Here is a 24719-nt window from a genome sequence, read left to right on the forward strand (position 1 = left end):
TTTTCCGTTTCTGTTTCGAGGGTTACGCAGCGAAGCGATGAAGCCGATAGGAACTCAGGTCGAGTGCCGTGTGGGGAGCTGAGGGAACGGAGCTGTCTCCTTGTATGGCCAGGTTAGCGATGAGTTCAGCCGTCACTGCTGCTTGCGTGAGGCCGAGATGGTGATGCCCGAAAGCCAGCAATACCTTGCCGTCTTTCGCGCTATCGATGATCGGTAGCGAGTCGGGAAGCGAGGGGCGAAAGCCCATCCAAGGGCTGGCATCGGCGATGTCGAGGTCGTCCTTGAAGAGCCCTTGGCTCAGCCGCTGAAGCTTCCAGGCTCGATCCATGTTGGGCGGTCGGTGCAGGCCGGCAAACTCGACCGTCCCCGCCAGGCGCAAGCCGTCGTCCATCGGCGTCATAATGAATCGACGTTCTAGCGAGGTGATGGCCACGGGCAGGCGTCCCCGCTCCCGGGGAAGCATCAGGTGGTAGCCGCGCTCGGTATCGAGCGGGACATTGATGCCCGTCAGGGCAGTGGTGAGGGCGGCCGAGTGTGCGCCGCAGGCGACCAGGACTTTACCTGTTCGGACAGTGGGGGAGTTCGCCATCCGCAAGCTGACGCCTTGGGCATCGACGTCCCCCGACACCACTTCGTCCTGCTGGAATGTAACGCCATGGGCCTTGGCAGCTTGGGTTAAGGCGTCAGTCACCTGCCACGGGTTTACGACATGAGCGGTCTCCGGGAAGAACAGTCCGCCTTGGATACGTTCGGATAGTTGCGGTGCCTTGTCCCGAATGGCATCTCCCTGCCAGTACTCTGACGTGACCTGTTGTGAGGCCATGCGTGACTGGAGAGCGTTGATCGTCTCCCGTGAGCGCTCCTCCTCATACACCAGGAAGGAGCCGTCTTCTTTCATTAAATGCCTGCCATTGATGGCGTCGAGCAGACGGCGCCATGCCGCCAGACTGGGCTCGTTCAAGGCGCGAAGGCCTGCCACGCTCGACTGATAGGGCGTCGAGCGAAGGTTCCAGAGGAGCCGGGCAAACCATGGGAGAGCTTTCGGGAAGTGTCGCCAGTCGAGGCGCAGCGGGCCGGTGGGATCCATCAGCATCTTGGGCAGACGCATCAAAATGGAGGCATCAGCGATGGGAAAGACCTGCTCGGTGGCCATGTGGCCCGCATTCCCATAAGACGCGCCCATGCCAGGAGCTTGCTTATCCAAGACCCGCACACGCCATCCCTGGCGGCTCAATGACAGCGCACAGGTGAGGCCGATGATGCCGGCTCCGACAATGGTGATATCGCGGTTCGTGCTGGCGCCACTGGATGCCGGGTCTTGCGAGTCCATGGGCGGTCCTTATTCTGTGTTTGTCGATTGTATAAAATATAAGGTATGTGTCTGATGCGTTCAATATAGAGGGCGACTAAAGTCGATACAAGCGATGAGGTGTGATGGGCAATCCGTGATCGTCGCGTGGGGCCGCTGCCGCAGGCGCAGCTGGGGAGAGCATCATGTGGGCCATGAGGCTAGCGGTAGGTGACGTCGGAAAACGCTCGGCGACGTTGGATGGTCGAGGATGGAAGATCGGAGGCTCATGCCGGCGAGTCTGCTTCAGAGACCCTGGCATGAGCCGGCGATGACGCGACTAAAGCGTGCGATCGTGGTGAGAAACGGCAGGTCATGAGGGGAGCCGTATCGCCTGCCATTGTTGGCGACTGGAGTGCGGAGAGTGCTGGCTTGTCGCGTTGAAGGACGCGGATAGGACGCATCCCCAGTATGAGCAAGGAGGTGGAGCTGGTGGGGGCTTAGGTCTTTTCTGCTCCTCGAGCTCGCTCTTCGAGCAGTTCGACGATCGCCTCGCAGGCTTCCTGAATGTGCGTCTTCAGCAGCTCGCAGGCCTGGTCGGCCTGACCCTGGCGGGCGAGATCCAGCAGGGTATGGTGTTCGCGTTCCGCCTTCTCGATCTCTTGGGTATAGAGAAGCTGCATGCGGATGTAGCGATCCGATTTGGTGTTCAGCTGGCTGATGAGTGAGATGGTCTCGGGCAGCCCGGCAGGTTCGTATAACGCCAGGTGAAACGCATAGTTGTATTCGCTCCAGTTGTCGATTTCCCCGCCGGAATTCAGAGCCTGGTCATACTTGTGAAGGATGTCTTCGGCTTTCTTGAGGTCTGCTTCGGTGAGCTTGTTGATCGCATGCCTGAGGATGTAGCTCTCAAGAAGAATGCGTAACTCAAAAAGTTCCCGGATCTTGGGCACCGACAATTCTGTGGTGAAGGCCCCGCGGTGAGCATGAAACTCCACAAGCCCCTCGGACTCAAGTGTCAGTAACGCCTCGCGGACGGGGATGCGGCTGACATCATAATCCTTGGCCAAGGCGTCCTGTCGCAGCTGGGTGCCGCCCTTGAATTCACCACCGAGGATTCGTCTGCGCAAATCGTCGGCAACGAGTTGTGCGCGTGTCTTGAATGTCGCCATAGCTTGACTGTGCCTAAAACATGTTGTTGCACATTTTATACAAAATGCCCTGGATGTCCATGATGCGGCTTCCCACTCCCGGTGACAGCGTATGGATTGGGCGTCATGTTGTCAGAGGCAAATAATGGGCGCGGAGCGTTGCAAATTGGCGAGATCAAGCGGTTAGCCGCTCTCCCTGAGGGAGAGCGGCGTGATCATAGCTCGCGCTGACCATCCATCAAACGGCGCAGAGTCAGGGGGTTATTTTCCCTGAGCGCCTCTGGCAGCAACGCATCCGGCAGGTCCTGGTAGCAGACCGGGCGCAGGAAACGCTTGATGGCCGCGGTGCCTACGGAGGTGGTGCGAGCGTCCGAGGTGGCCGGGAAGGGGCCACCATGGACCATGGCCTCGCACACCTCGACACCCGTGGGCCAGCCATTGACCAGGATGCGTCCGGCTTTTCGCTCGAGAACGGGCAACAGCGCTCGTGCCGTCTCGAGGTCGGCCTCGTCCATTTGCAATGTGGCTGTCAGCTGCCCTTCCAGGTGCTCGGCGACGCGGTGGAGTTCAGTGACGTCATTGCACTCCACTACCAGGGAGGTCGAGCCGAATATCTCTGCCTGCAATGCTTCATCGCCGATGAAGTCTGCGGCCGACGTCACGAAAAGGCCGGTTCGGCACTGGTTCGGGCCTCTGTCTTGCTGGCCGCGGGCGACCTCTCGCGCCTTGTCGCTGTTGATGAACCCCTGCACCCCGCTTTCATAGGCCTCGTGGATACCCGGTGTGAGCATAGTCTGTGCCGGACTAGCCTCGACTGACTGCCGGGCGGCATCGATGAACTGATCCAGTGCCGGCCCTTTGATGGCGATCACTAGTCCCGGATTGGTGCAGAATTGGCCCGCTCCCATGTTCAGTGAGCCGACGAAGGCTTCGCCCATGGTCGCACCACGCGCCTCTAGCGCCGCAGGTAACGCAAAGACGGGATTGATAGAGCTCATTTCGGCATAGAAGGGGATCGGTTCTGGACGCGACTGTGCGACGTGCCAAAGCGCCAGGCCACCGCTGCGGGAACCCGTGAATCCAGCTGCCTTGATGCACGGATTTGCCACCAGTGCCTGACCCACTTCGCGACCGGAGCCGAAAATCAGTGAGAATACGCCCTCTGGCAAGTCACAGCGCCTGACGGCTGACTGAATCGCGCGACCGACTAACTCGCTGGTGCCCGGATGCGCGGAATGGGCTTTAACGATGACCGGGCAGCCTGCCGCAAGCGCCGAAGCGGTATCGCCACCAGCCACAGAGAAGGCCAGCGGGAAGTTGCTGGCACCGAAGACGGCGACCGGGCCGAGCGCGACATGGCGCTGACGGAGGTCGGCCCGCGGCAGTGGCTGGCGTTCCGGCATGGCCGGATCGATGCGAACATCCAGCCATTCGCCGGCGCGTACCGTCTTGGCGAACAGCTGCAGCTGGTTGCAGGTACGACCGCGTTCTCCCTGGATGCGTGCTTGGGGGAGGCCCGATTCGATCACCGCGCGTTCGATGAGGGCGTCACCCAGGGCCTCGATCTCGTCCGCGATGGTTTCAAGGAAGCTCGCGCGCGCCTCCAGCGTGGTGTCCCGATAACGATCGAAGGCGGCCCAGGCGAGTTCGCACGCATGAGCGACGTTTTCCCGGGTACCCCCGTGGTAGGCGGGCTCGAGAGCTTCATTGGTGGCAGGGTTGATCGCGTGGATGGCATCACGCTGGCCTTGTACCGTTTCTTGGCCGATCAGCATCTTGCCTTCTAGTGTCATGCTCGTCTCCTTGGTGGGGTAGAGGGCCTTGAGAGTGAAGAAACCGGAGCAACGACCATCGCGCTCACGTCAGCTGAACCAGCTCCTGATAGAGCGCCTCCGGTATGGCAATTCCCTCTTGGCGAGTACGTTCGCGGGCCTCGTAGCGACGCTGAGAGGGGAGGCGCGCGCCCTGCTCGCTGATGGATGAGAACAGAGTTTCTGCCTTGGCCATGTAATGAGCGGCGCTCCCACCGAGAAAGCGCGCCGGATCCATCGCTAGAATCAGCTCACCGTGATAGGGCGAAGCGCCGGCTTTGTCGTCATGGGCCAGGGATTCGGCGCTGGTGAGATCGCCTATCAAGGGGCCGGCAATCAGCTCGATCATGGTGCCCAGGGCTGATCCCTTGTGACCGCCAAAGGGCAGCATCGCGCCCTCGAGAACCTCGGCCGGGTCCTGACTGGGCTGCCCGGCACGATCGAGGCCCCAGCCCTCGGGGATGGGTTTGTTCTCGCGACGATGCAGCTCAATTTCACCTCGCGCCACTGCGCTGGTGGCGAAGTCAAAGATGAAGGGCGATTGGCCATCAGGGCGCGGCCAGCCAAACGCCAGCGGATTGGTGCCAAGCAGCGGCTGGCTACCTCCGGCGGGAGCGACACAGGCGTGGGTTGGGTTGCAGGCTAGACCGACCAGGCCCAAGTCGGTGATCGCTTCGATCTCGATCCACAACGCAGAGAAGTGCACGCAGTGGTTGATGGCGAGGGCGGCGATGCCTTGGTTCCGAGCCTTGGCAGCCAGCTTCGGTAGGCCTGCCTCGAAAGCGAGCTGCGAGAAGCCGCCTTTGGCATCCACCCGCACGATGCCCGGTGCTTGGTCGTGTACCTCCGGCACGGCGTCAGGGACGACTTTTCCGGCGGCCAGTGTGGAAACACAGTTCAATAGTCGGTAAAGGCCATGAGAATGGCATTCATCGCGTTGGCCGGCGATCACCGTTTGGCTAAGGGCGCGGGTCTGCTCTTGGCTGAAGCCTTGGCGATTCAGCACTGCCTCGGCCAATACGGTCGCGTCTTCCAGACTCATACGACGCATGAAAGACTCCTAGCGGTTAAAGGGCCTCGGCCCGGCAGTTGGGCCGAGGCGGAACACGGGAGAGCCGCATCTGTGGATATGGCTTGCGACGTGTCCTATGTCTCAGGGGCGAATCGTTGCGCCTTAGGCTCCGGCTTGGTCGAGCGACGCCGACCACTGGGCATACCAGGTACGGAAGAGATCGTATTGGGCCTCGACATAGTTGCGTTGGGCCTCGCTGAGGACGTCGGTCTCGTTGAAATGCAGGGCGTATTCATTATCCCCGTTGAGCACCATCAGATGCTTGTAGTAAAGGACCAGGTCGGCGCCTTCATCGAAAGAGGAGAGCACACCCAGCGCTTCTTCTAACTCCTGTGCTTGACGACGTGCTTTGGCATCTCCCTTGGCGGCTTTCTTGCTCAGCGCGACCAGATGCAGCACTTCACGAGGCAGCGCATTACCAATACCGGTGATGGCACCGGTGGCACCGCAGTTGACGAAGCCGTGATAGACGGTGGTATCGACGCCGACCATCAGGGTGACTGCCTCGTCCTGGGAGGTGATGTTTTCGGCCGCGTAGCGCAGGTCGTCGGCGCCGCCAAACTCCTTGAAACCAATCAGGTTGGGATATGCCTGGCGGAGTTCGAAAAACAGGTCGGCGCGTGTGGCAAAGCCGTAGTAGGGGCTGTTGTAAATGACCGCCGGGAGGTTGGGGGCTGCTTCGAGAATGGCCGAGAAGTGAGCCTTCTGGGCGGTGACCGAGCTGCCGCGGGACAGCACGCGCGGAATGACCATCAAGCCCTGTGCGCCGACTTTGGCGGCATGAGCCGCATGGGAAACCGCCTCTTTACTGTTGACCGCACCGGTACCCACGATCGTCGGCACACCTGCCTCGACCAACCGCGCGACGCCTTCCTGGCGCTGTGCTTCGGTCAACAGTGGCCAGTCTCCCATGGAGCCGCAGTAGACGACGCCGCTCATGCCGATATCGATCAGCTCGCGGCCCTTGGCAACGAGAGCATCGAAGTCCGGCTCGCGGTCGGCATTGCAGGGGGTCATCAGTGCAGGAATGCAGCCTGTGAAGATAGAGTCGTGCATGGTGGTTCCTTTTGGGGTTGTGTCTTCGGTGTCTATGGGTCAGCCCTTTTGTCCTTAGCGGAACGCAAAGGACTGAAACGTGAAAAAGTCGGTGCCGACTAGGCCTCATATCCTGGAGCGGGCTATGACGTTGCGATGCCCCAGGCGAAGGGATCTTGCTCGTCGATGAGCAGCGTGCTGTCAGCGCTCAGGTAGGCACGTCCTTTGATGTAGGGGCGAATGCCATCGCCTTCCCACTCGTAATACCCCTCGAAATGGCCGCCGCAGATGCCCGCTTGCGTCCAGGTTTCGCCCGGAGCGAGCTTGCCGTCTGCGGCGAGGCAGGCCAGTTTTGCGCTGGTGCCAGTGCCGCAGGGCGACCGGTCATAAGCCTTGCCCGGACACAGCACGAAGTTGCGGCTGTCCGCCTCGATGTCATCTGAGAACAGCTCGATATGATCGATGAGCTCTCCGTTCGCGCCGGTGATCGAGTGGGCTTCCAAGGCTTGGCGAATGGCCCAGGTGAAGTCGGTCAGGGCTTCGGCTTGGTCGAGCTCCAGCGTTTGACCGTGGTCGTTCACGAGGAAGAACCAGTTGCCACCCCAGGCGATATCGCCATGTACCACCCCATAGCCGGGAACCTCGAGCGGCACCTGCTTGCGGTATCGATAGGCGAGAACATTACGCACGGTCACGGCGCCGTCGTCGTGAAGTGTGGCGTCCACGGGGCCTACGGGCGTGTCGATGATGTGTGTTCCCGGCGACATCTTGTCGAGGTGGTGTAGCGACGCGACGAGTCCGATCGTGCCGTGGCCGCACATGCCTAAATAACCGGTGTTATTGAAAAAGATGACGCCACACGTCGCTTTCTGCGACACGGGCTCACAATACAGGGCGCCTACCAGAACATCGTGACCGCGCGGCTCGAGCATGCTGGTACGCCGCCACTCATCATGCGATTGACAAAGGGCATCACGTTTTTCCGCCAAGGTGCTTCCGGGTAGCGAGGGAAAGCCCTCCAGAATCAGCCTTGTCGGTTCGCCTGCCGTATGGGAATCGATCACGCGTATGTGCTTCATGGAACACCTTTGTTTGTCTTATGAGCGTCGGTCACCCACTTGGGTGAGGGCATCAACTGCGTCTGTTTTTATATTTTATACAATCTTCGATCTGGTTTGTGAAGCTATGATCGATGGGGAAGTGAAGAAACATCAGGTGAAAGCCGGAGGAGTCGCTGCGCAGAACCAGCTATGACGCGCCTTGGGGCCGGGTCATAGGTGAGATGGGGGCATATGGCTAGGCTAAGGTCGAGAAACGCTCGGCGCGTGAGGCACGCTGTTGGCGGCCATTATCTTGCTCTGAATCGCAGGCGAGACGCCGCGGGCCGATCACGCCGTTTTCCTCGAGTGAGGCGGTGAGCGTGGGATGCGCGGGATCGTGACCTGGGGCCGCTGCTAGGAGAAGCGGTGATGCGGGAAGCGTCGCTTGAGCGCGCGAAAGTGGCTCCGGTCTTCAACGAACTTGAGCATTTGGCGGCCAAGGCCGCCATTCCACGAAAGCTCGTTCTCGATACGGCTTACGAGACCGCCACACTCTTCCACCAGCACTGGCAGGCTGATAAGTCTCATCTCCCGATGACAGGGCAAGTCCGAGACGCTATCGAGGCGCATATTAAGCAGCTCCCGATAGCGCGGTAAGAAAGAGCAACGGTGGGGTCAGACCCCTAAGTCAATTGAGGGGTCTGACCCCTAAGCGGGCTTGCCCACCTCGTGATAGACCTTGCCGCCCTTCATGATCGTCAGCAGCTGGGTCTGCGGGTCGGTGAGGGCGGTGATGTCTTCCAGCGGATTGTCGCGCACCACCAGCAGGTCGGCGCGGGCGCCGGGGATGACCTCGCCGAAGTCGCCGACGTAGCCGAAGGCGTCGGCGGCGTTGCAGGTGGCGGCGCGGACCAGGTCGGCGGCGGGCACCACGCCCTTGCGCAGGTGGAATTCATTGAGCTGATGGCGCTGCATGCGGCCGAGCAGGTCGGAGCCGTAGAGCATCTTTACGCCGTGCTTCTGTGCCATCTCCAGCGCGCGGCCGCCGGCCTCCAGCACGTCGAACACCTTGCGCTGCAGGTGTTCGGCCATGCCGGCGGCCACGCCTTCCTTGGCCAGGGCGTCGTAGGTGGCCAGCGTCGGCGTCAGGTAGGCGTCGTGCTCCAGGAACAGGCGGCAGCTCTCCTCGTCCATCAGGTTGCCGTGCTCGATGGTCTTCACGCCGCGGGGAATCAGCCGGTTGATGGCCCGCGCGGTGTAGGCGTGGGCCATGGTATGGATGTTGGCGGCGGTGGCTTCCTCGACGATGGCGTCGATCTCTTCCAGCGAGAACTGGGTGCTGTCGATGCGGTCGGTGGGCGAGGACACACCGCCGGAGGCCATGATCTTGATCTGGGTGGCGCCCTTGCGGATCTCGTCGCGCGCGGCGCGGCGCACCTCGCTGACGCCGTCGCAGACCCGGCCGAGGCCGGCACAGCAGAAGCAGCCCTCGAAGGTCTGCTGGCCCGGGCCGCGCATGTCGCCGTGCCCGCCGGTCTGCGACAGGGCGTTGCCGCAGTAGAGCAGCCGCGGGCCGATCAGGCTGTCCTCGTCGACGGCGTTGGCCAGGCCGTAGTCGGCGCCGCCGGCGTCGCGCACCGTGGTGAAGCCGCGCATCAGCATGGCCTCCAGCAGCTCGCTGGACTTGGCGCCGACGTAGAAGGGCGAGAGCGTTTCCAGCAGAGCGAAGTCGGGGGTGATGGCGGTGACGTGGACGTGGGCGTCGACCAGGCCGGGCATCAGGTAGTGGCCCTGCACGTCGATGACGCGGTCGTCCTCGCCGGCGAGCGGGGCCTCGCCGACCTCGACGATGCGGCCGTCCTGGATGCGGACCTCGCGGCCGGGCAGTACGCGGCCGGCGCGGGTGTCGATGACGTTGGCGTTGATGAAGCGGGTGGTGGTCATGGGGGGCTTCCTTCGAGCGTTTGTTGTCGTTGTGTGGCGGGTCACAGCATCTGTTGGGGGAGAGTGAGCGAGAGCGCGGGGATCAGCACGATCAGCAGCAGGGCGACGATGTCCATGACGATGAACCAGCTGACGCCGCGGAACACCTCGGGCAGGGTCACGCTCTTGCCCAGGGCGCCCTTGATCACGTAGACGTTGAGGCCGATCGGCGGGGTGACCAGGCCGACCTCCAGCAGCTTGACCACGATGATGCCGAACCATACCAGGTTGAGGTCGGCGCCTTGCACCAGCGGCAGGATCAACGGCAGCGTCAGCAGCATCAGGCCGATGGAGTCGATGAACATGCCGAGCACCAGGTAGATCACCGCCACGGCGAGGATGATCCACCAGGTCTCGGTGCTGACGCCGAGGATCAGCTCCGAGAAGGCGGCGGGCACGCCGCTCATGGCCAGGAAGCGGGTGAAGAACAGCGAGCCGATCAGGATGATGAAGATGCTGGCGGTGCTGACGGCGGTGCGCGTCAGCGCCTCGCGGATGGCGCTCAGGGACAGGGTGCGGCGCGCCAGGGCGATCAGCGCGGCGATGGTGGTGCCCACCGCGCCGGCCTCGGTGGGCGAGAACACGCCTAGGAAGATGCCGCCCAGCACGGCGGTGATCAGCAGCGGTAGCGGCCAGATATGGCGAAAGGCCTGCCACTTCTCGTCCCAGCTGGAGGTGACCTGGGCATGGCCGGCCAGTGCCGGATTGGCCTTGACCCGGGCCATGATCATCACGATGTAGAGCAGTGCCGAGAGCAGCCCGGGCAGAAAGCCGGCCATGAACAGCTGGCCCACCGAGACCTGGGCGTAGACGCCGTAGAGCACCAGCAGCACGCTGGGCGGAATCAGCGAGCCCAGGGTGCCCGAGGCCGCCACGGTGCCGGTGGCCAGGCCCTTGTCGTAGTTTCGCTTGAGCATCTCCGGCACGGCGATGCGCGACATGGCCGCGGAGGTGGCCACGCTGGAGCCGGAGGCGGCGGCGAAGAAGGCCGAGGCCATGACGCTTGCCACCGCGAGCCCGCCGGGCAGCCGGGCGAGATACAGGCGCATGGCCTGGAACAGGCCCTCGGTCATGCGGGTGGTGGTGCACAGGTAGCCCATGAACAGGAACATGGGCGCGGCGGTCAGCTCCCAGGTGCCGGCGAAGTCGAACGGGGTGGCGGAGATCATGCCCCAGGCGACGCGCATGTTGACCAGCTGGCCGATGCCGACGATGGACACCAGCCCCAGGGCGACGCCGATGGGCACGCGCAGGGCGATCAGGGACAGGGCGGCGGCGATGCCCGCCACGCCGATCTCGAGATGACTCATGGCAGGCTCCTAGAGTGCCTGGCGAAGGCGGATCGCCTTCAGCATGTTGGCGACGATGGCGAGGCAGATGGCGGCGAAGCCGAGCGGCAGCGCCCAGCGGCTGGGCCACAGGTAGAAGGTGAAGTTGGCCATGGCGGTCTCCCGGGACAGGGTCGCGTCCAGCGCGTCCAGGTAGCCCTGGTAGCCAAGCATGGCGAAATAGCTCACCCCCAGGACGCCGGCGAACAGGTAGAGCGCGAGCTGCACGGCGGGCGGGAAGCGGCCGACCAGCACGTCGACGCTGATGTGTTCGCCCATGCGCTCGGTGTAGGCCAGCGGCAGGAACACCAGCGCCACCATGTAGTAGAAGGAGACGATCTCCAGCGTGCCGGGGAAGGACTGTCCGACGACGTAGCGCAGCGCGACGTCCAGGGTCACGTGCAGCGCCATCAGCATCAGGAACAGGGCGGCCAGCACCAGGGTGGCGCGGTTGACCCAGTCGCTGAGGATTTCGATATGGCGTCCGACGGTGCGGATCATGTGGCATCTCCCGAGGTGGAAGAGGCGCCGATGTAGCCGGTCTCGAGCAGCATGCGTTTCCAGAACAGCAGCATGTCGCGGTACAGCGCCGGGTCGTCGCGCCAGATGCTCTGGGCGCCCATGCCGCGCATCATGCACAGGGTGGCGTTCAGGGCGACGCGATTCTCGTCGCTGGCGTGGCTGCCGTTGGCGACGAGCTGCTCCCAGATCTGCTCCAGTGAGGCGTTGAAGCGCGCCGCCAGCGGTTCCAGCACGCTCATGATGGCGGGGTCGGTGCGGGCGGTGGTGAGGTACTCCAGGGTGACCATGAACAGGTCGCCCTTGAAGTGCTCGTGCAGTGCCTGCAGCAGGCCGTCCACGTCCATCTCGCCTTGTCGCATGCGCTCGGCCAGGTCGCGCACGCTGACCACCTCGCGTTCGAGCAGGTCTTCGAGCGCGGCCTGCATCAGCGCTTCCTTGGTCGGGTAGTGGTGGACCAGGGCGCCGCGCGAGACGCCGGCGGCGCGGGCCACGTCGACCGTGGAGGTGGCGCGGATGCCCTGGCTCAGGATGCATTCGAGCGTGGCCTGCATGATCTTGGCCTGGGTCTGGCGGGAGCGCTGTTCCTGGGTCTGGCGTTGGCTCATCGGGGGCTCTCGGCAGGGAAAGGCCGCTCGTCGGATCACGACATCACGAGCGGCCGTCGGTGGGCGGCTCAGTAGATGCCGTAGTCGGCCGGTAGGGTGTCGTAGATCTCCCGCATGGCGAGCTCGGCCAGGGCGTCCTCGTCGCTGCGGTCGACGTCGGCGAGCAGCCCCTGCCATTTCTGGTAGGTGGCCAGGAAGTCGTCGATCAGCGCCTTCGGGTCCTCGACGCCGTACTTGTCGCGGGCGACGTCGTAGATGCCGGCCAGGGCCTGCTCGCGGAAGTCTTCCACCGACTGCATCAGGTCCGGCTCCGGCTGGAAGATCTGGTTGCCCTTGGCCTGGGCTTCCTCGAGGGCGTCGTCGGCGGTATCGAGGTATTGCACGATCATGCGCGTCATGGCCTTGGCGGAAGCCTGCTTGAAGACGTCGCGCTGGTCGTCGGTCAGGCCGGACCAGAAGTCCTCGTTGAAGCCCCACTGCGGACCGGACCAGTACATGCCGGTGGGCAGCAGGGTGGTGTAGTCGGCGACTTCCCACAGCGAGCGGTCGATCAGGTCGTTGGCGGCGTTGGTAGCGCAGTCGAGTGAACCGCGGTCGAGACCGGTGTACATCTCGCTGGAGGGCACGTTGACCGGGATGCCGCCGGCCTGCTCGACCCAGGCCGAGACGGTGGAGCCGGCGGTGCGGATGCGCTTGCCCTGGAGTTCCTCGAGGTTGCGCACCGGCTCGCGGCAGAACAGCACGTAGGGCGGCGTGGTGTAGGCGCCGAGGTAGACGATGTTGAGGTCCTGCCACTCCTGCAGCTGGATCGGGTTGTGGGTGCTGAAGTCGGTGACCGCAAGGATGGCGATCAGCGGGTCGTCGAAGTTGAAGCCCAGCTCCTGCACGGCGTTGGCGACCGGCATCTCCGACGGCGTGTAGACCGCGGCGTGGTGGGCCACCTGGACGATGCCGTCCTGGATGCCCTGCAGGCTGGCGCGCGGGGCGAGCAGCACGGTTCCGGTGTAGACCTCCGGGTCGAGCTCGCCGTGGGACAGCTCGCGCACGGTGTCGGCCCACTCGATGTAGCCGTACTTCGAGTGCGGATGCTGCTGGTCGTAGAACGAATTGGCGATGAAAGACGTCTCGGCCTGGGCGCTGGTGGCCAGGGCGGGCAGCGTCATGGCGGCGGCGATCGCCAGGGTCAGGTGGCTTCGCTTGAGGGTCATCTTGTCTCCCGGGCCGTGGATCGGCCATGCATTGTTGTTGGGCTTTGCCGGGTGCCGGTGAAGGGCGGCATCTGAAGACTAGTCAGCTCCTCATAAAAAAACAAGCAGGACTGTTTGTTTCTTAAGCGACACGGCCAACAGTGGGGTCAGACCCCCTAAGCCAATTGAGGGGTCTGGCCCCAAAGCTAACTAAGGGGGCTGCCCCCTCAATTGGCCTAAGGGCTTGCCGCGGCGGGTCTGCTGGCGGATCTCGTCTACCAGGCCGTCGGGGAGGTCGGTGTCGAACAGGTGGCGGTAGCGTTCGCAGCGCTGTTCGGGGCGGCGGGCGAGGTCGTCGTAGGCGGCGTGGCCAGCAGGTGTACGTGATTGGTCATTAGCACATAGGCGTGGATGGCGACTCCGCAGATCTGGCGGGCCTCGTCGAGGATGGCGAGATAGTTCGTGGCATCGCGGCGATGGACGAAGCAGGCACCGCGATTGTTGCCGCGCTGGATCTCGTGCACGGGCGTTTCGGGCAGCAGCAGCCTGGTGGGGCGGGCCATGGCGCACTCTCCGATGCTATGGAGATGGTGCTCAGTATAGTGGCCTCAGCCCGCTTTGGGGTCAGACCCCTAAGCGGGTTGAGGGGTCTGACCCCAAGGGGGGATTAGCTCGAGAGGGCGGCAGGTAGCCACAGCGCGATATCTGGCCAGATGCTGATGATCAGCGCGGCGAGGCACATCAGCAGGAAGAAGGGGGCGGCGGCGAGGGCCACGCGGCCGATGCTCTCGCCGGTCAGGCCCTGCAGCACGAACAGGTTGAAGCCCACCGGCGGAGTGATCTGTCCCAGCTCCACCATGATCACCAGGAAGATGCCGAACCACAGCGGGTCATAGCCGGCCTGGACGATGATCGGCAGGGTGATCGGCAGGCTCATCACGGTGATCGAGATGCCGTCGAGGAACAGCCCCAGCAGCACGTAGAACAGGGCCATGGCTAGCAGCAGCGCCACCGGCGAGAAGTGCTGCGCGGCGATCCAGCCGGCCAGCTCGCTCGTCAGGTGCAGGTAGCCCATGGCGGTGGAGAGCAGGGCGGCGGCCACCAGCAGGCTGCACACCATCACCGCGCTGATCAGCGCGCCGCGCAGGGCGTCCAGGAACAGCGCGAGCGTCAGCTGGCGCTCGCACAGCAGCAGGATCAGGGTAGCGGCGCAGCCGACGGCGGCGGCCTCGGAGGGCGTGGCGATGCCGGTGTAGATGGCGCCGATGACGATCACGATCAGCCCCAGCACTGGCGACAGATCCCGCAGCGCCTGGAAGATGCCGCTGCCGGTGTCCTCGGCCTTGGGTGCCAGGGCCGGATTGGCCAGGCAGCGCAGTCCCACGTAGCCGACATACAGCGCGGCGACCACCAGCCCCGGCAGCACGCCGGCCATGAACAGCTTGCTGATCGAGACCTCGGCCTGCACGCCGTAGACGATCATCACGATCGACGGCGGGATCAAGAGCCCCAGGCTTCCGGCGCCGGCCAGCGAGCCGATCGACAGGTCGCGATCGTACTGGCGCTCGGCCAGCTCGCGGGTGGTGATCTTGCCGATGGTGGCGGTGGTGGCCGCACTCGAGCCGCTGACCGCGGCAAACAGCGTGCAGCCCAGCACGTTGGTGTGCAGGATGCCGCCGGGCAGGCGGCGGGTGAGCGGCGTCAGGCCGCGGAACAGCCTTTCGGAGATGTTGGAGCGGAAGATCAGCTCGCCCATCAGGATGAACAGCGGGATGGCGGAAAGCTCCCAGCTGTTGGCGGCGCGGAACAGGATCTTGGACAGAATCAGACCGATGCGGTTGGCGTCGAAGTCGCCGAGCCCCCACAGCGAGAGCATGGCGACAATGACCAGGCCGGCGAACACCCAGCTGCCCAGCGCCAGCACGGCCAGCAGCAGGCCGATCACGCCGGCCCCGATGAATAGCGTTTCCATTCAGGCGTCTCCGGTGTCGAAGGAGTGGCGCTGCACCAGGATGCGCAGCGAGCGAACGGCGAGCACCAGGCACAGCAGGTAGAGCCCGACCAGCAGCGTGCCCTGGGGAATCCACAGCGGCGTCTGGGCCAGGGTCTCGCTGACGATGCCGCGCTGAAAGCTGCGCTCCACGGCGATGGTCCAGTAGCGGGCCAGCCAGCCGAAGGCCAGCAGCGCCGAGACGCTGGCGAACAGCTCCAGCGGCCAGCGCCAGGCCCGGGGCAGCCGGTCGAGCACCAGCGCCACGCGAATCAGCCCGCCCTTTTCCAGCGCATAGGGCAGGCCGAGGAAAGTCATCGCCGCCACGGCGTAGCCGATGTATTCGTCGAGGATGAAGGTCGAGTGCCCGAACAGGCGCAGCCCGATCTCGAGCAGGATATGGCCGAGCATGTAGATCACCAGCAGCATGGCCAGGCCGGCGCCCAGCGCCGCCAGGGCGCTGGTCAGCCGGCCGAGGGCATCGACCAGCAGCGCGGCGACGCTGGGAAAGGCGCTGCCGTCACGGCGATGCTGTGAACTCATTGGGCGGTCTCTTCGTCACTCTCCTGGCCGTCGCTCCCCTGATGAAATGCCTCGAGGATGCGGGTGGCGCGCTCGCCGGTGCTCTCGACCCAGTCGTCGACGACCGGCTGGGCGGCCTCGGCCAGGGCGTCGTGGAACTCGGCCGGCACCGGGTCGTGGATGGCGACGCCGTGTTCCTCGAGCTGGGCATAGTTCTCGGCCACGCGCTCCTTCACCACCTCCCAGTTGTGGGCGTCGGTTTCCCTGGCGGCCTGGAGCACGGCTTGCTGGTCGTCCTCGCTCAGCGATTCGAAGGCGTCGCGATTCATGTGCACCATGTTGAGCGGCACGGCGTACTGGATGGCGTTGAAGTCGCTGAGGTGCTCCCAGAAGCTGCCGTTGGCGCCGGCCTCGGCGGAGGTCAGCACCGCCTCGATGCCGCCGGTGGCGAGCTGGGGCACCACGTCGGCCCAGGACAGCTTGACCGGCGACGCGCCGGCGTTGACCAGGGTGGCGGTGCCGTTGCGGTCGTAGCTGCGGATCTTGAGGCCGTCGAGCGCTTCCATGCTGGTGACGGGCTTCTCGGCCCAGATGCCGCTGGCCGGCCAGGGCGAGGCGTAGAGCAGGATCTGGTCGTTGTCCTCGAACACCTTGGCGTATTCCGGCCGGGCGATGTCGTAGAGCCGGTGGGCGGACGCGACGTCGTCGGCCACGAACGGCAGCGACGAGAGCAGGAAGATCGGATCGATGCCGCCCAGCGCGCCGGAGAGGCTGTCGGCGATCTGCACCGCGTTGTCGGCCACGGCGTAGAAGTGATCGCCGGAGCGGAAGCCCAGCGAGCCGCCGGTGTGCAGGGTGATGTCGACGTCGCCGTCGGTCAGTGCCTCCACCCGATCGATGAACCAGGCATCGCCCTGGGCATGAATCGAGCTGGCGTTGTATTCGTTGGAGAAGTCCATGCCGGCGGAATGGGCCGGCAGCGACGCGGCCAGGCCCAGAGCCAGCAGCGGCAGGGCCGCGGCTCGGTGGATGCAGCGGGAAGCGCCGGTGGGCGTCGGGAAGCGCGACATTGTTGTATTCCTTATAGTTGTCATCGTTTGCCTGTTCAGCATCCTCAAGAATGCTGCGATGCGGGAGTGCCAGTGCGACCTCCGCTGTTCCAGGGGCGGCACGTTCAGCCAGCTTTGGGGTCAGACCCTTAAGTCACTTAAGTCAACTGAGGGGTCTGACCCCTCAAGTGGCTGAGGATGATCCGTTCTGGCAGGATGCTGGGCGGTGCCGCATCGCGCCAGCGCGCCCGTCACTCCCCGAACAATCCCATCAAGGAGTTTTCCGATGAGTTTCGATCCGTCCCGCCATGCCGAGATGAGCGATGCCGAACGCGACACGCGGATCGCGCTGGCGGCCTGCTATCGGCTGGCCGCCCACTACCGCATGACGGACCTGATCTATACCCACATCACTGCGCGCGTGCCGGGGGAGGAAGGGCACTTTCTGATCAATCCCTATGGCTGGCGTTGGGAGGAGATCACCGCGTCCTCGCTGGTGAAGATCGACGTCGATGGCCGCAAGGTGGACGACAGCCCGGAGGGCGTGAACCCGGCCGGCTTCACCATTCACTCCGCCATCCACCGCGCCAGCCACGATGCGGCCTGGGTGATGCACACCCATACCCGCGCCGGGATCACGGTGGCCACGCAGGCGCGCGGGCTCGAGACGCGGCTCAATCAGATCTCGCTGCAGTTCCACGAGCGGGTGTCCTACCACGACTACGAAGGCATCGCCCTGGACCTGGACGAGCGCGAGCGCATCGTGGCGAGCCTCGGCAGCAACTCGGCGCTGGTGCTGCGCAACCACGGTCTGCTGACCACCGGCGCCACGGCGGCCGAGATGTTCAACAACATGTTCTACCTGGAGCGGGCCTGCGAGCTGCAGGTGGCGGCGCAGGGCACCGGCGAGCCGCTGAACCTGGTGTCGGAAGAGACCGCCCGCCACGTGGCGCGCCAGTATGACCAGACCATCCACGAGGATGGCGACCTGGCGCTGGAATGGGCGGCGCACCTGCGCACCCTGGATTCGCTGGACCCGAGCTACAAGGACTAAGGACGGTTTGGGGTCAGACCCCTAAGGGAATTGAGGGGTCTGACCCCAAAGTTGGGTGAGGCTAGTCCGGAGCGGCCGGGAGGTTCATCAGCCACTGACGGAAGTCGCGGCTGGCCTGGCTGAGGTGGCGGTGCTGGGGCAGCAGCAGCGAGAGCTTGCCCTGGCTCGGCATGGCATGGGGCAGGGCCCGCAGCAGGTTGCCCTGCCGTAGCTCCTCGGCCAGCAGCTGCTCCCAGCCGAGGGTGATGCCCTGGCCGGCGAGCGTGGCATTCATCAGCACCTGGTAGCTGTTGGCGCGCAGGCAGTGCTCGGGCTCGCGCCAGGTCATCCCGATGGCCTCGAACCAGTCGCGCCAGGTCAGCCAGTCGTTGAAGTGGTCTTCCAGGACCATGAGGATGTGCCGGCCGAGCAGGTCCTCGGGGGCGTCGACATGGCCGTGGTGCGCGGCGTAATGCGGGCTGCACACGGCGATGACGTTTTCCTCGGGAAAGACGGTCTCGGCGATCAGGCCCGGCGGATCTACCTGGCCCTCGAGATGGTAGTAGAGCCCCAGATCGAACTCGGTCAGGTCGAGGCGGTACGGGTCTTCCATGGTCAGCAGGCGGATTTCCACCTCCGGGTGCCGACGCTGGAAGTGGGGGAGATGGCGTGACAGCCAGATCGAGGCGACGGTGGGGCTGGTGGCCAGGGTGATCTGGTCGTCGTTGCCCTGTCGGCGCAGACGCACCGTCTCGTCGGCCAGCTCGCGCAGCAGCCGGCGCACCACGCGGTAGTACTGGTCGGCGGCCGGGGTCGGCCTCAGGCCCTCCGGATCACGCTCGAACAGCGGGCGCCCCAGGTTTTCCTCCAGCCGCTTGATCTGGCGGCTGATGGCGCTCTGGGTCAGGCTGAGTTCGCGGCCGGCCTGGGTGAAGCTGCCGTGTCGGGCGGCGGCCTCGAAGGCGCGCAGGCATTGCAGCGGGGGCAGGGCATCGCGTCCGCTCATGAGGGTCCTCGGCAGCAGGGAATCCGTGTCGCCGCCGAGGATATCATGCCCGCCCCGGGCATCACTTCGGACCTTGCCCCGGGGCGGTGTGCGGGATGGTGGCCTAGATGGCCTCACGCGTGACTTCCGTCTGCCAGCGCTTGCGATGCACTTCCTGGCCTTCGTCGTGGGCGATCTGTTCGGCCTCGATATAGAAGGCTGAGGCGTCGCAGGTCAGCCGATAGCGGCTCTCCACCTCGACGTCGAACTGCCCGGGTCCCTGGTCGCGGCCCGCCTTGTAGCGCCAGACGATCTCCGCCCGGGCGAGCGTCGGGTCTTCAGGATGGGCGGTGTAACGCTCCTGGCAGGACTGGTCCACGCGATAGCCGTGGTCGGCGTAGGTCATGGCCCCGAGGTCGTCCTCGACGATCACCGTGACCTCGCCGCTGGCCACATCTTCCTGCACGGTGCGGCGCGGCTGGGGCTGGCGCTGGATCTCGACGTTGGCCGGCTTGGCGCTCTCCGGCGGTTCGAACGGGTTCGCTACCGTGTGGCCCTCGAAGGTGGGCAGTTCGAGACGCTGCAGGCCGGGCTGCAGGGTCAGGGCGGCGCGTTTGGGGGTGGGCCACAGCAGCGGGAAGTTGGCCGAGGCGATGGCGATGCGCAGGCGATGCCCCGCCGGCACCCGGTAGCCGATCATGTCGAGCTCCAGATCGATGTCCATGGGTTCGCCGGGCACCGGAGGCTCGAGGCGATCATGGTCGCGCAGCGACAGGTTCAGCACGCCATAGGTGATCCGGGCCACGCGCCCGTCGGGCTGCACGTCGCTGAGGCGTACGGTGAGCTGGCCGCAGTCCTGGTTGCTGGCCAGCCGCAGGCGCAGCCGGGGTTTGCCGAGGATGTCGAGCGGCGTTTCGAGCGGGGCGCTGTCGAAGCACAGCGCCTGGGCATCGTCGCGGCTCTGTTCGGCGGGGAGGTCGGGGCCGAACCAGATGGCGCAGTATTCGCCCTGCTGGCTGCCGGCGGTCAGCGGAGAATCGACGGTGCAGGCCGCGTTCAGCGGCGTATCGCCCGGCACCAGCCCGGTCTCGGTCAGCGAGAAGGGGCGTGGCTCGACGCTGGCCGACGGCCAGCCCTCGGTGCGGACCCAGGCGCCGGGGCGTTCGGCGTACAGCGGCTGGGGTGTCAGGGCATCCTGCAGGTAGAAGGTGCCGGCCGGTTCGTCCATGACGCCGGTGTCGATGTCCTTCAACCAGTGGTCCCACCAGCGCAGGGCTTCCTGCAGGAAGCCGATCGCCGGGTCCGGCACGGCGAAGTGTGGGTACTTGTGGATCCAGGGGCCGATCAGACCCTTCTTCGGGCCGTGCAGGTGCTCGAGCAGCCGCGGCACGCTGTTCTTGTAGCCGTCGCCCCAGCCGCCGACCGCGTAGACGGCAGCCTCGATGTCGGCGTAGTGCTGGTTGACCGAGCCATGCTTCCAGTAGTCGTCGCGGGTCTGGTGGCTCATCCAGGTCTCGGCCAGCAGCGGCATGTTCTCCAGGCGCTGTTTCCAGCGCCCGCGCCAGGCGTCGCCGACCAGGGCTGGATCGGGCGGGGCGGCAGAGAAACTGAGCATGGTCGCCGACCAGCCGAGGTTCTCGTGCAGCAAATTGCCGCCCTTGTAGTGGATGTCGTCGGTATAGCGGTCGTCAGTGGAGCACAGGGTGATGATTGCCTTGAGCGGCTCGGGCTTGAGCGCCGCCAGCTGCAGCGAATTGAAGCCGCCCCAGGAGATGCCCATCATGCCGACGCGGCCGCTGCACCAGGGCTGGCGGGCCAGCCAGTCGATGACCTCCAGGGCGTCGGCCTGCTCCTGGGGCAGGTATTCGTCAGCCATCAGGCCTTCTGATTCGCCGTTGCCGCGCATGTCGACGCGCACGCTGGCGTAGCCGTGTCCGGCGAAGTAGGGATGGGTCAGCTCGTCGCGTACCGCCGTGCCATCGCGCTTGCGATAGGGCAGGTACTCGAGGATGGCGGGCACCGGGTGGTGCTCGGCACCCTCCGGCAGCCAGATGCGGGCGGCGAGCCGGGTGCCGTCGGCGAGCGGGATCTCCAGATGCTCGATCTCGCGAATGCGGTGCGGGAAGTCGGTCTTCACGTTCATGTTGGTTGGCCTTGTGCTTGGCGGCTGGCTGGGCGTTGGGCGTCGGGTGTGGCGGGCACCGTCAGGGCGCTGGGATCGCTGAGCCAGCGCCACAGGGCGGTGCTGGCCAGCAGGATGATCAGCAGCGCGGGCAGGCCGCCGAGGTTGGAGAGCATCTTCACCCCGTCGATGCCGACGAAGCTGGTCATCACCCAGGCGATGACGCCGACCACGGTGCCCCAGATGACCTTCATCGGGATGCCGGCGCTGAAGTCGGAGTCGGCGGTCAGGCCGCGGGTGCAGAGGTTGCCGATGGCGTCGGTGTTGGAGTCGGCGGCGGTGACGTAGGAGACGAAGGCGATGAACAGCAGCAGCGGGACCCAGATATTGGCCAGCGGCAGCTCATCGAACAGCCGATAGAGCACGTGCTCCACGCCCTGATCGTTGAGCACGGCATTCAGGTCGATGCCGGTGCGCATCTGGAAGTAGAGCGTGCCGCCGGAGAAGATGACGATCCACACGGTGGCGAACAGTGCCGGGTACAGCAGGTTGATGCGCAGGAACTCGCGTACCGTGTAGCCCCTCGAGATGCGTCCGAGGAACAGCGCGGCCACCGGGGCCCAGGCGAACCAGATCGCCCAGTAGAAGATTGACCACCAGTGCGGCCACTGGTCGTTGCCGGCGGCGCCGGTGAACAGGCTACGGGTGAAGAAGTTGTCGAGGTAGACGCCGAACGACTCGACGCCGATCTGCAGCATGAAGGCGGTGGGGCCGAACACGAAGACGAACAGGCCGAGGGCCAGCAGCAGCCAGGCATTGAGTGCCGAGAGTCGTGCGATGCCGCGCTTCAGGCCGCTGGTCGCCGAGATCACGAAGGTCACCACGATCAGTGCAATGATCAGCCCCAGGCGCAGCGGGTTGGTCTCGCCGTCCATGTACTGGCCGAGACCGCCGGCCAGGGTGATGGCGCCGGTGCCGAGCGTCGAAGCCATGCCGGCCACCAGGGAGTACAGGGCCAGGGCGTCGATCAGCCCCGAGTAATGCCTGATGCTCGGACCGAACAGCGGCTCGAGCATGCTCGAGATCGAGAACTTCTGGCGGCGATTGTAGAAGGCCAGGGCGAAGATCAGCGCCGGCACCGCATAGATGGCGTAGGGCGTGAAGGTCCAGTGCAGGAACATGGTGGACATGGCGAACAGCGCGGCGTCGGAGGAGCCGGCTTCCAGCCCCAGGGAGTCGGGCGGGCCCATCAGATGGTAGAGCGGCTCGGCGGTGGTCCAGAACAGCACGCCCACCGCCAGGGTGGTGCACAGGGTGATCGAGAACCAGCGCATCTTCGTCAGCAGCGGCTCGGCCTCGTCGTCGCCGCCGATGCGAATGTGGCCCAGCGGCGACGCATAGACGACGATCGCCAGGATCAGCAAGTAGAGGCTGCCCAGGCTGAACAGCCACGAGAAGCGTTCGAGGATGGCGTCGTTGAGTTGGCTGGTGAAGCCGAGGAAGGCGTCGAGATCCTGGAAGCTGGCAATCACCGCCGCGAGCAGGATGAGGAAGGTCGGCCAGAATACCAAAGGCCGCATGCGGTTGGTCATGGACGTTTCTCCACTTGTTATGTCATGTCTCGGGATGTCCCCGGCGCATGGCCGCTTACCATACCGGGGTGCTGCCAGTGGATGACAGCGACCGATCCGCATGGGGGCATGACGTCAGCGCATGCCCTCCGTGAAATTAGGGGGGAGGCCGGCAGGCCCGGTGACCGAACGCAAAGCGCCCGGCATCATGCCGGGCGCTTTGCGTTGTGGGGCAGATTGGGGTCAGCCACCTAAGGGGATTGAGGGGTCTGACCCCAAAGTTGGGTGAAGGGCCTTCAGGTTTGGGCCGTCAGTGCCTCCGCGGGGCAGCGCTCGCGTTCTTCGCGGGCGCTCAGGCTCATGGCGACGAAGATCACCGAGTTCACCAACAGGCCGCAGAAGCCGGGGTGCCAGCCGAAGTGGGCATCCGCGATGAACTGGAAAAACAGTGCGCCGAGCAGCAGAGCAACCAGAGAGCCGGGGTTAGCCAGGGTTAGTAGGTTGGCCGCCCAGTGGATCCCGCTGGCACAGCCGGCACCGTCCCGACAGCTGAAGCTGCTCGAGGACACGGTTGGGGCGGAGCTGTTGGTGTGCTCAAGGCAGGGGAGAAACACTATATTGAAGCGAAATACGCTTGAGCAGCGCAACGATGGTGCGTCGGAGGTAGAGGAATTCGGGGAAGAGCCGACAAGGCCTTGAGTTGTTTTTGGTAAGGCCTTGATATCAAGATTTTTTCTAGTTTTTGGCCCGCCATTCGCTGTGTTCGAACGGAAGGGCCGCCTGGCGGCGGCCCTTCGAACGTGAGCTGGCGTGCTCCAACTGGTCCCCTTCGGGGGACTTTTTTTATGTGCGTTTGTTGGGGAGCATAATGGCCGCCAGGCCATGAGCCGACAACGAGACCTTAGTGGTAGATTTCGCCTGTACCGTGCCCGCTGCCCGTATATCGCCTTTCACTCCCTTCCCGCCGTCGAGTGTCGGGTGCGCTCCTGAGGCCGCTCGTGCGCGCCGATGTAGCGGCTATTCAGCGTTGAATGTGCAGAATCCCGTATAGCATCGGCGCTCTCGATGGTGTTCCATAGCAGCCTATCCCGGCCCGGCGGCGTTCGCGCTGCATGTGCGGTTGAGGCGTTGGCCGTCGATGTCGGGACAAGAAGAGGCGGGAAAAGGGGAGTTATCGTGAGAACACTCGTCGTGGTGCGTTCCTTGAAGATGGGAGGGATGGAGCGCGTCGCGGTCAATCTGGCGGATGCCTTCGCCGAGGCGGGGCATGAAAGCCATCTGCTGAGCTTTCGCCGCGTCGAGCGCGAGCTGTCGCCGTCGCATCCGGGGGTGCAGCAGCATCACTTGAATCTGCGCTGGCGGTCGCGGGCCACGCTGGTGGGCCTGCTGCTGGAAGTGCTGGCGCGGTGGGTGCTGAATCCGCTGCTCAAGCGCTCGCTGTATCTGGGCACCGGCATCGTCGGGGGCTGGGTCTTCAGGCAGTGGCTGCGTGGTTTCGAGCGCCAATACGGTCGCGTCGATCGCATCGTCTTCCGTGGCATCGGCACCTTCGAGCAGGTCTGGACCTTCCGCGACGATCGCGCGCGCTACGTGCTGGAGAACATCCTGCACGTTTCCCGGCCCAGCTGTCGGCGGCGCCTGATGGGGCGCTGCCTGTTCCAGGGGCGACACCTGATCACGGTTTCGCGCGGCGTCGCCGAGAGCGTGAGCAAGGCGCAAACGTGCTGGCGCTTCACGCCGGCGTCGCTCGAGGTGATTCCGAATCCTTGCCCGATCGCCGATATTCGCCGGGCCATGCGTGAGCCGGAGCCCGATCTGCCGGACGAGCCCTATCTGGTCAACGTCGCCCGACTGGTGCCGGCCAAGGACCAGGCGCTGCTGCTGCGGGCCTATGCCGAATCCGGCGTGAGCATGCCGCTGGTGCTGGTCGGCGACGGCCAGGAGAGAGGCGCGCTCGAAGCGCTGGCCGATGAGCTCGGCATCGCCAAACGGGTGCGCTTCGTGGGTCAGCGCAGCAACCCCTACCCGTGGATGCACCACGCCAGGCTGTTCGTGCTGAGTTCCCGCTTCGAGGGCATGGGCATCGTGCTGTTCGAGGCGCTGGCCTGCGACACGCCGGTGCTGAGCGTCGACTGTCCGGGCGGCATTCGCGACATTCTCAAGGGCGATCTCGAGGCGTCGATCGTGCCGCACTCCGTCGAGGGGCTGGCGAGTGGCATTCGCGAGGCACTCGAGCATGCAGCGCCTGCTATCCAGGAGGCCTGGTTGGACGACTTCCGCCCGCAGACCGTGGCGGCGGCGTTCATGGCCGCGCCCGGTGCAGACGATGCCTGAGCCGGCTCGGTGCCTCTGGCGTCGCGGGTGCGAGGTGGACGCGCGACGGGAATATGGCACCATGTAGCACGATTTCGGGCACAGGGCGCCT

Annotated in this window: 21 protein-coding genes; 2 read left to right on the plus strand and 19 right to left on the minus strand. The window is 64.9% G+C overall.

The features are described 5' to 3' along the window. Positions 1 to 22: 22 nt before the first annotated feature. The 15 genes from MYL53_RS03145 to MYL53_RS03215 all read right to left on the minus strand — a co-directional run bounded on the left by MYL53_RS03145 (position 23) and on the right by MYL53_RS03215 (position 16604). Positions 23 to 1330: an NAD(P)/FAD-dependent oxidoreductase gene (locus tag MYL53_RS03145; protein WP_247851968.1), complete on the minus strand. Its 1308-nt coding sequence runs from the start codon at positions 1328 to 1330 to the stop codon at positions 23 to 25. A gap of 458 nt (positions 1331 to 1788) precedes the next feature. Then, complete coding sequence (locus MYL53_RS03150) at positions 1789 to 2460, minus strand: GntR family transcriptional regulator (RefSeq protein WP_247851969.1); 672 nt, start codon at positions 2458 to 2460, stop codon at positions 1789 to 1791. A 194-nt stretch (positions 2461 to 2654) separates the two neighbouring features. Beyond that, positions 2655 to 4232 (minus strand): aldehyde dehydrogenase (NADP(+)), encoded by a 1578-nt coding sequence (locus MYL53_RS03155; protein WP_247851970.1) that lies wholly within the window; start codon positions 4230 to 4232, stop codon positions 2655 to 2657. A gap of 64 nt (positions 4233 to 4296) precedes the next feature. Then, positions 4297 to 5301 carry an Ldh family oxidoreductase gene (locus MYL53_RS03160; RefSeq protein ID WP_247851971.1) on the minus strand — a complete coding sequence of 335 codons (1005 nt, stop codon included), beginning with the start codon at positions 5299 to 5301 and terminating at the stop codon, positions 4297 to 4299. Positions 5302 to 5424: 123 nt separating this feature from the next. Continuing rightward, complete coding sequence (locus MYL53_RS03165; protein WP_247851972.1) at positions 5425 to 6378, minus strand: dihydrodipicolinate synthase family protein; 954 nt, start codon at positions 6376 to 6378, stop codon at positions 5425 to 5427. Between the two features lie 122 nt (positions 6379 to 6500). Then, positions 6501 to 7436 (minus strand): 4-hydroxyproline epimerase, encoded by a 936-nt coding sequence (locus MYL53_RS03170; protein ID WP_247851973.1) that lies wholly within the window; start codon positions 7434 to 7436, stop codon positions 6501 to 6503. A 669-nt stretch (positions 7437 to 8105) separates the two neighbouring features. Beyond that, the gene (locus MYL53_RS03175; RefSeq protein WP_247851974.1) at positions 8106 to 9341 is read right to left on the minus strand and encodes a metal-dependent hydrolase family protein; all 1236 of its coding nucleotides are present in this window, start codon (positions 9339 to 9341) and stop codon (positions 8106 to 8108) included. 41 nt (positions 9342 to 9382) lie between these two features. Beyond that, positions 9383 to 10690 (minus strand): TRAP transporter large permease, encoded by a 1308-nt coding sequence (locus MYL53_RS03180; protein ID WP_247851975.1) that lies wholly within the window; start codon positions 10688 to 10690, stop codon positions 9383 to 9385. Positions 10691 to 10699: 9 nt separating this feature from the next. After that, the gene (locus MYL53_RS03185; protein ID WP_247851976.1) at positions 10700 to 11209 is read right to left on the minus strand and encodes a TRAP transporter small permease; all 510 of its coding nucleotides are present in this window, start codon (positions 11207 to 11209) and stop codon (positions 10700 to 10702) included. Further along, positions 11206 to 11835, minus strand: a complete 630-nt coding sequence (locus tag MYL53_RS03190; RefSeq protein WP_247851977.1) for a TetR/AcrR family transcriptional regulator — start codon at positions 11833 to 11835, stop codon at positions 11206 to 11208. The genes MYL53_RS03185 and MYL53_RS03190 overlap by 4 nt, the downstream gene beginning before the upstream one ends. A 68-nt stretch (positions 11836 to 11903) precedes the next feature. After that, positions 11904 to 13043, minus strand: a complete 1140-nt coding sequence (locus MYL53_RS03195; RefSeq protein ID WP_247851978.1) for a C4-dicarboxylate TRAP transporter substrate-binding protein — start codon at positions 13041 to 13043, stop codon at positions 11904 to 11906. A gap of 254 nt (positions 13044 to 13297) precedes the next feature. Further along, complete coding sequence (locus MYL53_RS03200) at positions 13298 to 13585, minus strand: transposase (protein WP_247851979.1); 288 nt, start codon at positions 13583 to 13585, stop codon at positions 13298 to 13300. A 104-nt stretch (positions 13586 to 13689) separates the two neighbouring features. Next, positions 13690 to 14994, minus strand: a complete 1305-nt coding sequence (locus MYL53_RS03205; protein ID WP_247851980.1) for a TRAP transporter large permease — start codon at positions 14992 to 14994, stop codon at positions 13690 to 13692. Continuing rightward, positions 14995 to 15555: a TRAP transporter small permease gene (locus tag MYL53_RS03210; RefSeq protein ID WP_247851981.1), complete on the minus strand. Its 561-nt coding sequence runs from the start codon at positions 15553 to 15555 to the stop codon at positions 14995 to 14997. Further along, positions 15552 to 16604, minus strand: a complete 1053-nt coding sequence (locus tag MYL53_RS03215; RefSeq protein ID WP_247851982.1) for a TRAP transporter substrate-binding protein — start codon at positions 16602 to 16604, stop codon at positions 15552 to 15554. Before MYL53_RS03215 ends, MYL53_RS03210 begins: the two co-directional genes overlap by 4 nt. A gap of 265 nt (positions 16605 to 16869) precedes the next feature. Between MYL53_RS03215 and MYL53_RS03220 the strand changes: the two genes are divergently transcribed. Further along, on the plus strand, positions 16870 to 17637 hold the full coding sequence (locus tag MYL53_RS03220; protein ID WP_247851983.1) for a class II aldolase/adducin family protein: 768 nt from the start codon (positions 16870 to 16872) through the stop codon (positions 17635 to 17637). Positions 17638 to 17698: 61 nt separating this feature from the next. Here MYL53_RS03220 and MYL53_RS03225 read toward each other — a convergent pair whose 3' ends face one another. The 4 genes from MYL53_RS03225 to MYL53_RS03240 form a co-directional block, all read right to left on the minus strand. Continuing rightward, a complete protein-coding gene (locus MYL53_RS03225) occupies positions 17699 to 18622 on the minus strand; it encodes a LysR substrate-binding domain-containing protein (RefSeq protein ID WP_247851984.1) in 924 nt (307 codons plus the stop codon). 103 nt (positions 18623 to 18725) lie between these two features. Beyond that, positions 18726 to 20744: a CocE/NonD family hydrolase gene (locus tag MYL53_RS03230; protein ID WP_247851985.1), complete on the minus strand. Its 2019-nt coding sequence runs from the start codon at positions 20742 to 20744 to the stop codon at positions 18726 to 18728. Next, positions 20741 to 22315: a BCCT family transporter gene (locus MYL53_RS03235; protein ID WP_247851986.1), complete on the minus strand. Its 1575-nt coding sequence runs from the start codon at positions 22313 to 22315 to the stop codon at positions 20741 to 20743. Before MYL53_RS03235 ends, MYL53_RS03230 begins: the two co-directional genes overlap by 4 nt. Positions 22316 to 22590: 275 nt before the next feature. Continuing rightward, the gene (locus tag MYL53_RS03240) at positions 22591 to 22863 is read right to left on the minus strand and encodes a hypothetical protein (RefSeq protein ID WP_247851987.1); all 273 of its coding nucleotides are present in this window, start codon (positions 22861 to 22863) and stop codon (positions 22591 to 22593) included. 607 nt (positions 22864 to 23470) lie between these two features. Between MYL53_RS03240 and MYL53_RS03245 the strand changes: the two genes are divergently transcribed. Next, the gene (locus tag MYL53_RS03245) at positions 23471 to 24628 is read left to right on the plus strand and encodes a glycosyltransferase (RefSeq protein WP_247851988.1); all 1158 of its coding nucleotides are present in this window, start codon (positions 23471 to 23473) and stop codon (positions 24626 to 24628) included. Positions 24629 to 24719: the final 91 nt, after the last annotated feature.

The sequence above is a fragment of the Halomonas getboli genome (genome assembly GCF_023094245.1).
Classification (GTDB): domain Bacteria; phylum Pseudomonadota; class Gammaproteobacteria; order Pseudomonadales; family Halomonadaceae; genus Halomonas; species Halomonas getboli.

Coding starts and splice junctions, on each gene's coding strand:
- MYL53_RS03145 (WP_247851968.1), bottom strand. CDS start 1,330: ATGGACTCGCAAGACCCGGCATCCAGTGGCGCCAGCACGAACCGCGAT.
- MYL53_RS03150 (WP_247851969.1), bottom strand. CDS start 2,460: ATGGCGACATTCAAGACACGCGCACAACTCGTTGCCGACGATTTGCGC.
- MYL53_RS03155 (WP_247851970.1), bottom strand. CDS start 4,232: ATGACACTAGAAGGCAAGATGCTGATCGGCCAAGAAACGGTACAAGGC.
- MYL53_RS03160 (WP_247851971.1), bottom strand. CDS start 5,301: ATGCGTCGTATGAGTCTGGAAGACGCGACCGTATTGGCCGAGGCAGTG.
- MYL53_RS03165 (WP_247851972.1), bottom strand. CDS start 6,378: ATGCACGACTCTATCTTCACAGGCTGCATTCCTGCACTGATGACCCCC.
- MYL53_RS03170 (WP_247851973.1), bottom strand. CDS start 7,436: ATGAAGCACATACGCGTGATCGATTCCCATACGGCAGGCGAACCGACA.
- MYL53_RS03175 (WP_247851974.1), bottom strand. CDS start 9,341: ATGACCACCACCCGCTTCATCAACGCCAACGTCATCGACACCCGCGCC.
- MYL53_RS03180 (WP_247851975.1), bottom strand. CDS start 10,690: ATGAGTCATCTCGAGATCGGCGTGGCGGGCATCGCCGCCGCCCTGTCC.
- MYL53_RS03185 (WP_247851976.1), bottom strand. CDS start 11,209: ATGATCCGCACCGTCGGACGCCATATCGAAATCCTCAGCGACTGGGTC.
- MYL53_RS03190 (WP_247851977.1), bottom strand. CDS start 11,835: ATGAGCCAACGCCAGACCCAGGAACAGCGCTCCCGCCAGACCCAGGCC.
- MYL53_RS03195 (WP_247851978.1), bottom strand. CDS start 13,043: ATGACCCTCAAGCGAAGCCACCTGACCCTGGCGATCGCCGCCGCCATG.
- MYL53_RS03200 (WP_247851979.1), bottom strand. CDS start 13,585: ATGGCCCGCCCCACCAGGCTGCTGCTGCCCGAAACGCCCGTGCACGAG.
- MYL53_RS03205 (WP_247851980.1), bottom strand. CDS start 14,994: ATGGAAACGCTATTCATCGGGGCCGGCGTGATCGGCCTGCTGCTGGCC.
- MYL53_RS03210 (WP_247851981.1), bottom strand. CDS start 15,555: ATGAGTTCACAGCATCGCCGTGACGGCAGCGCCTTTCCCAGCGTCGCC.
- MYL53_RS03215 (WP_247851982.1), bottom strand. CDS start 16,604: ATGTCGCGCTTCCCGACGCCCACCGGCGCTTCCCGCTGCATCCACCGA.
- MYL53_RS03220 (WP_247851983.1), top strand. CDS start 16,870: ATGAGTTTCGATCCGTCCCGCCATGCCGAGATGAGCGATGCCGAACGC.
- MYL53_RS03225 (WP_247851984.1), bottom strand. CDS start 18,622: ATGAGCGGACGCGATGCCCTGCCCCCGCTGCAATGCCTGCGCGCCTTC.
- MYL53_RS03230 (WP_247851985.1), bottom strand. CDS start 20,744: ATGAACGTGAAGACCGACTTCCCGCACCGCATTCGCGAGATCGAGCAT.
- MYL53_RS03235 (WP_247851986.1), bottom strand. CDS start 22,315: ATGACCAACCGCATGCGGCCTTTGGTATTCTGGCCGACCTTCCTCATC.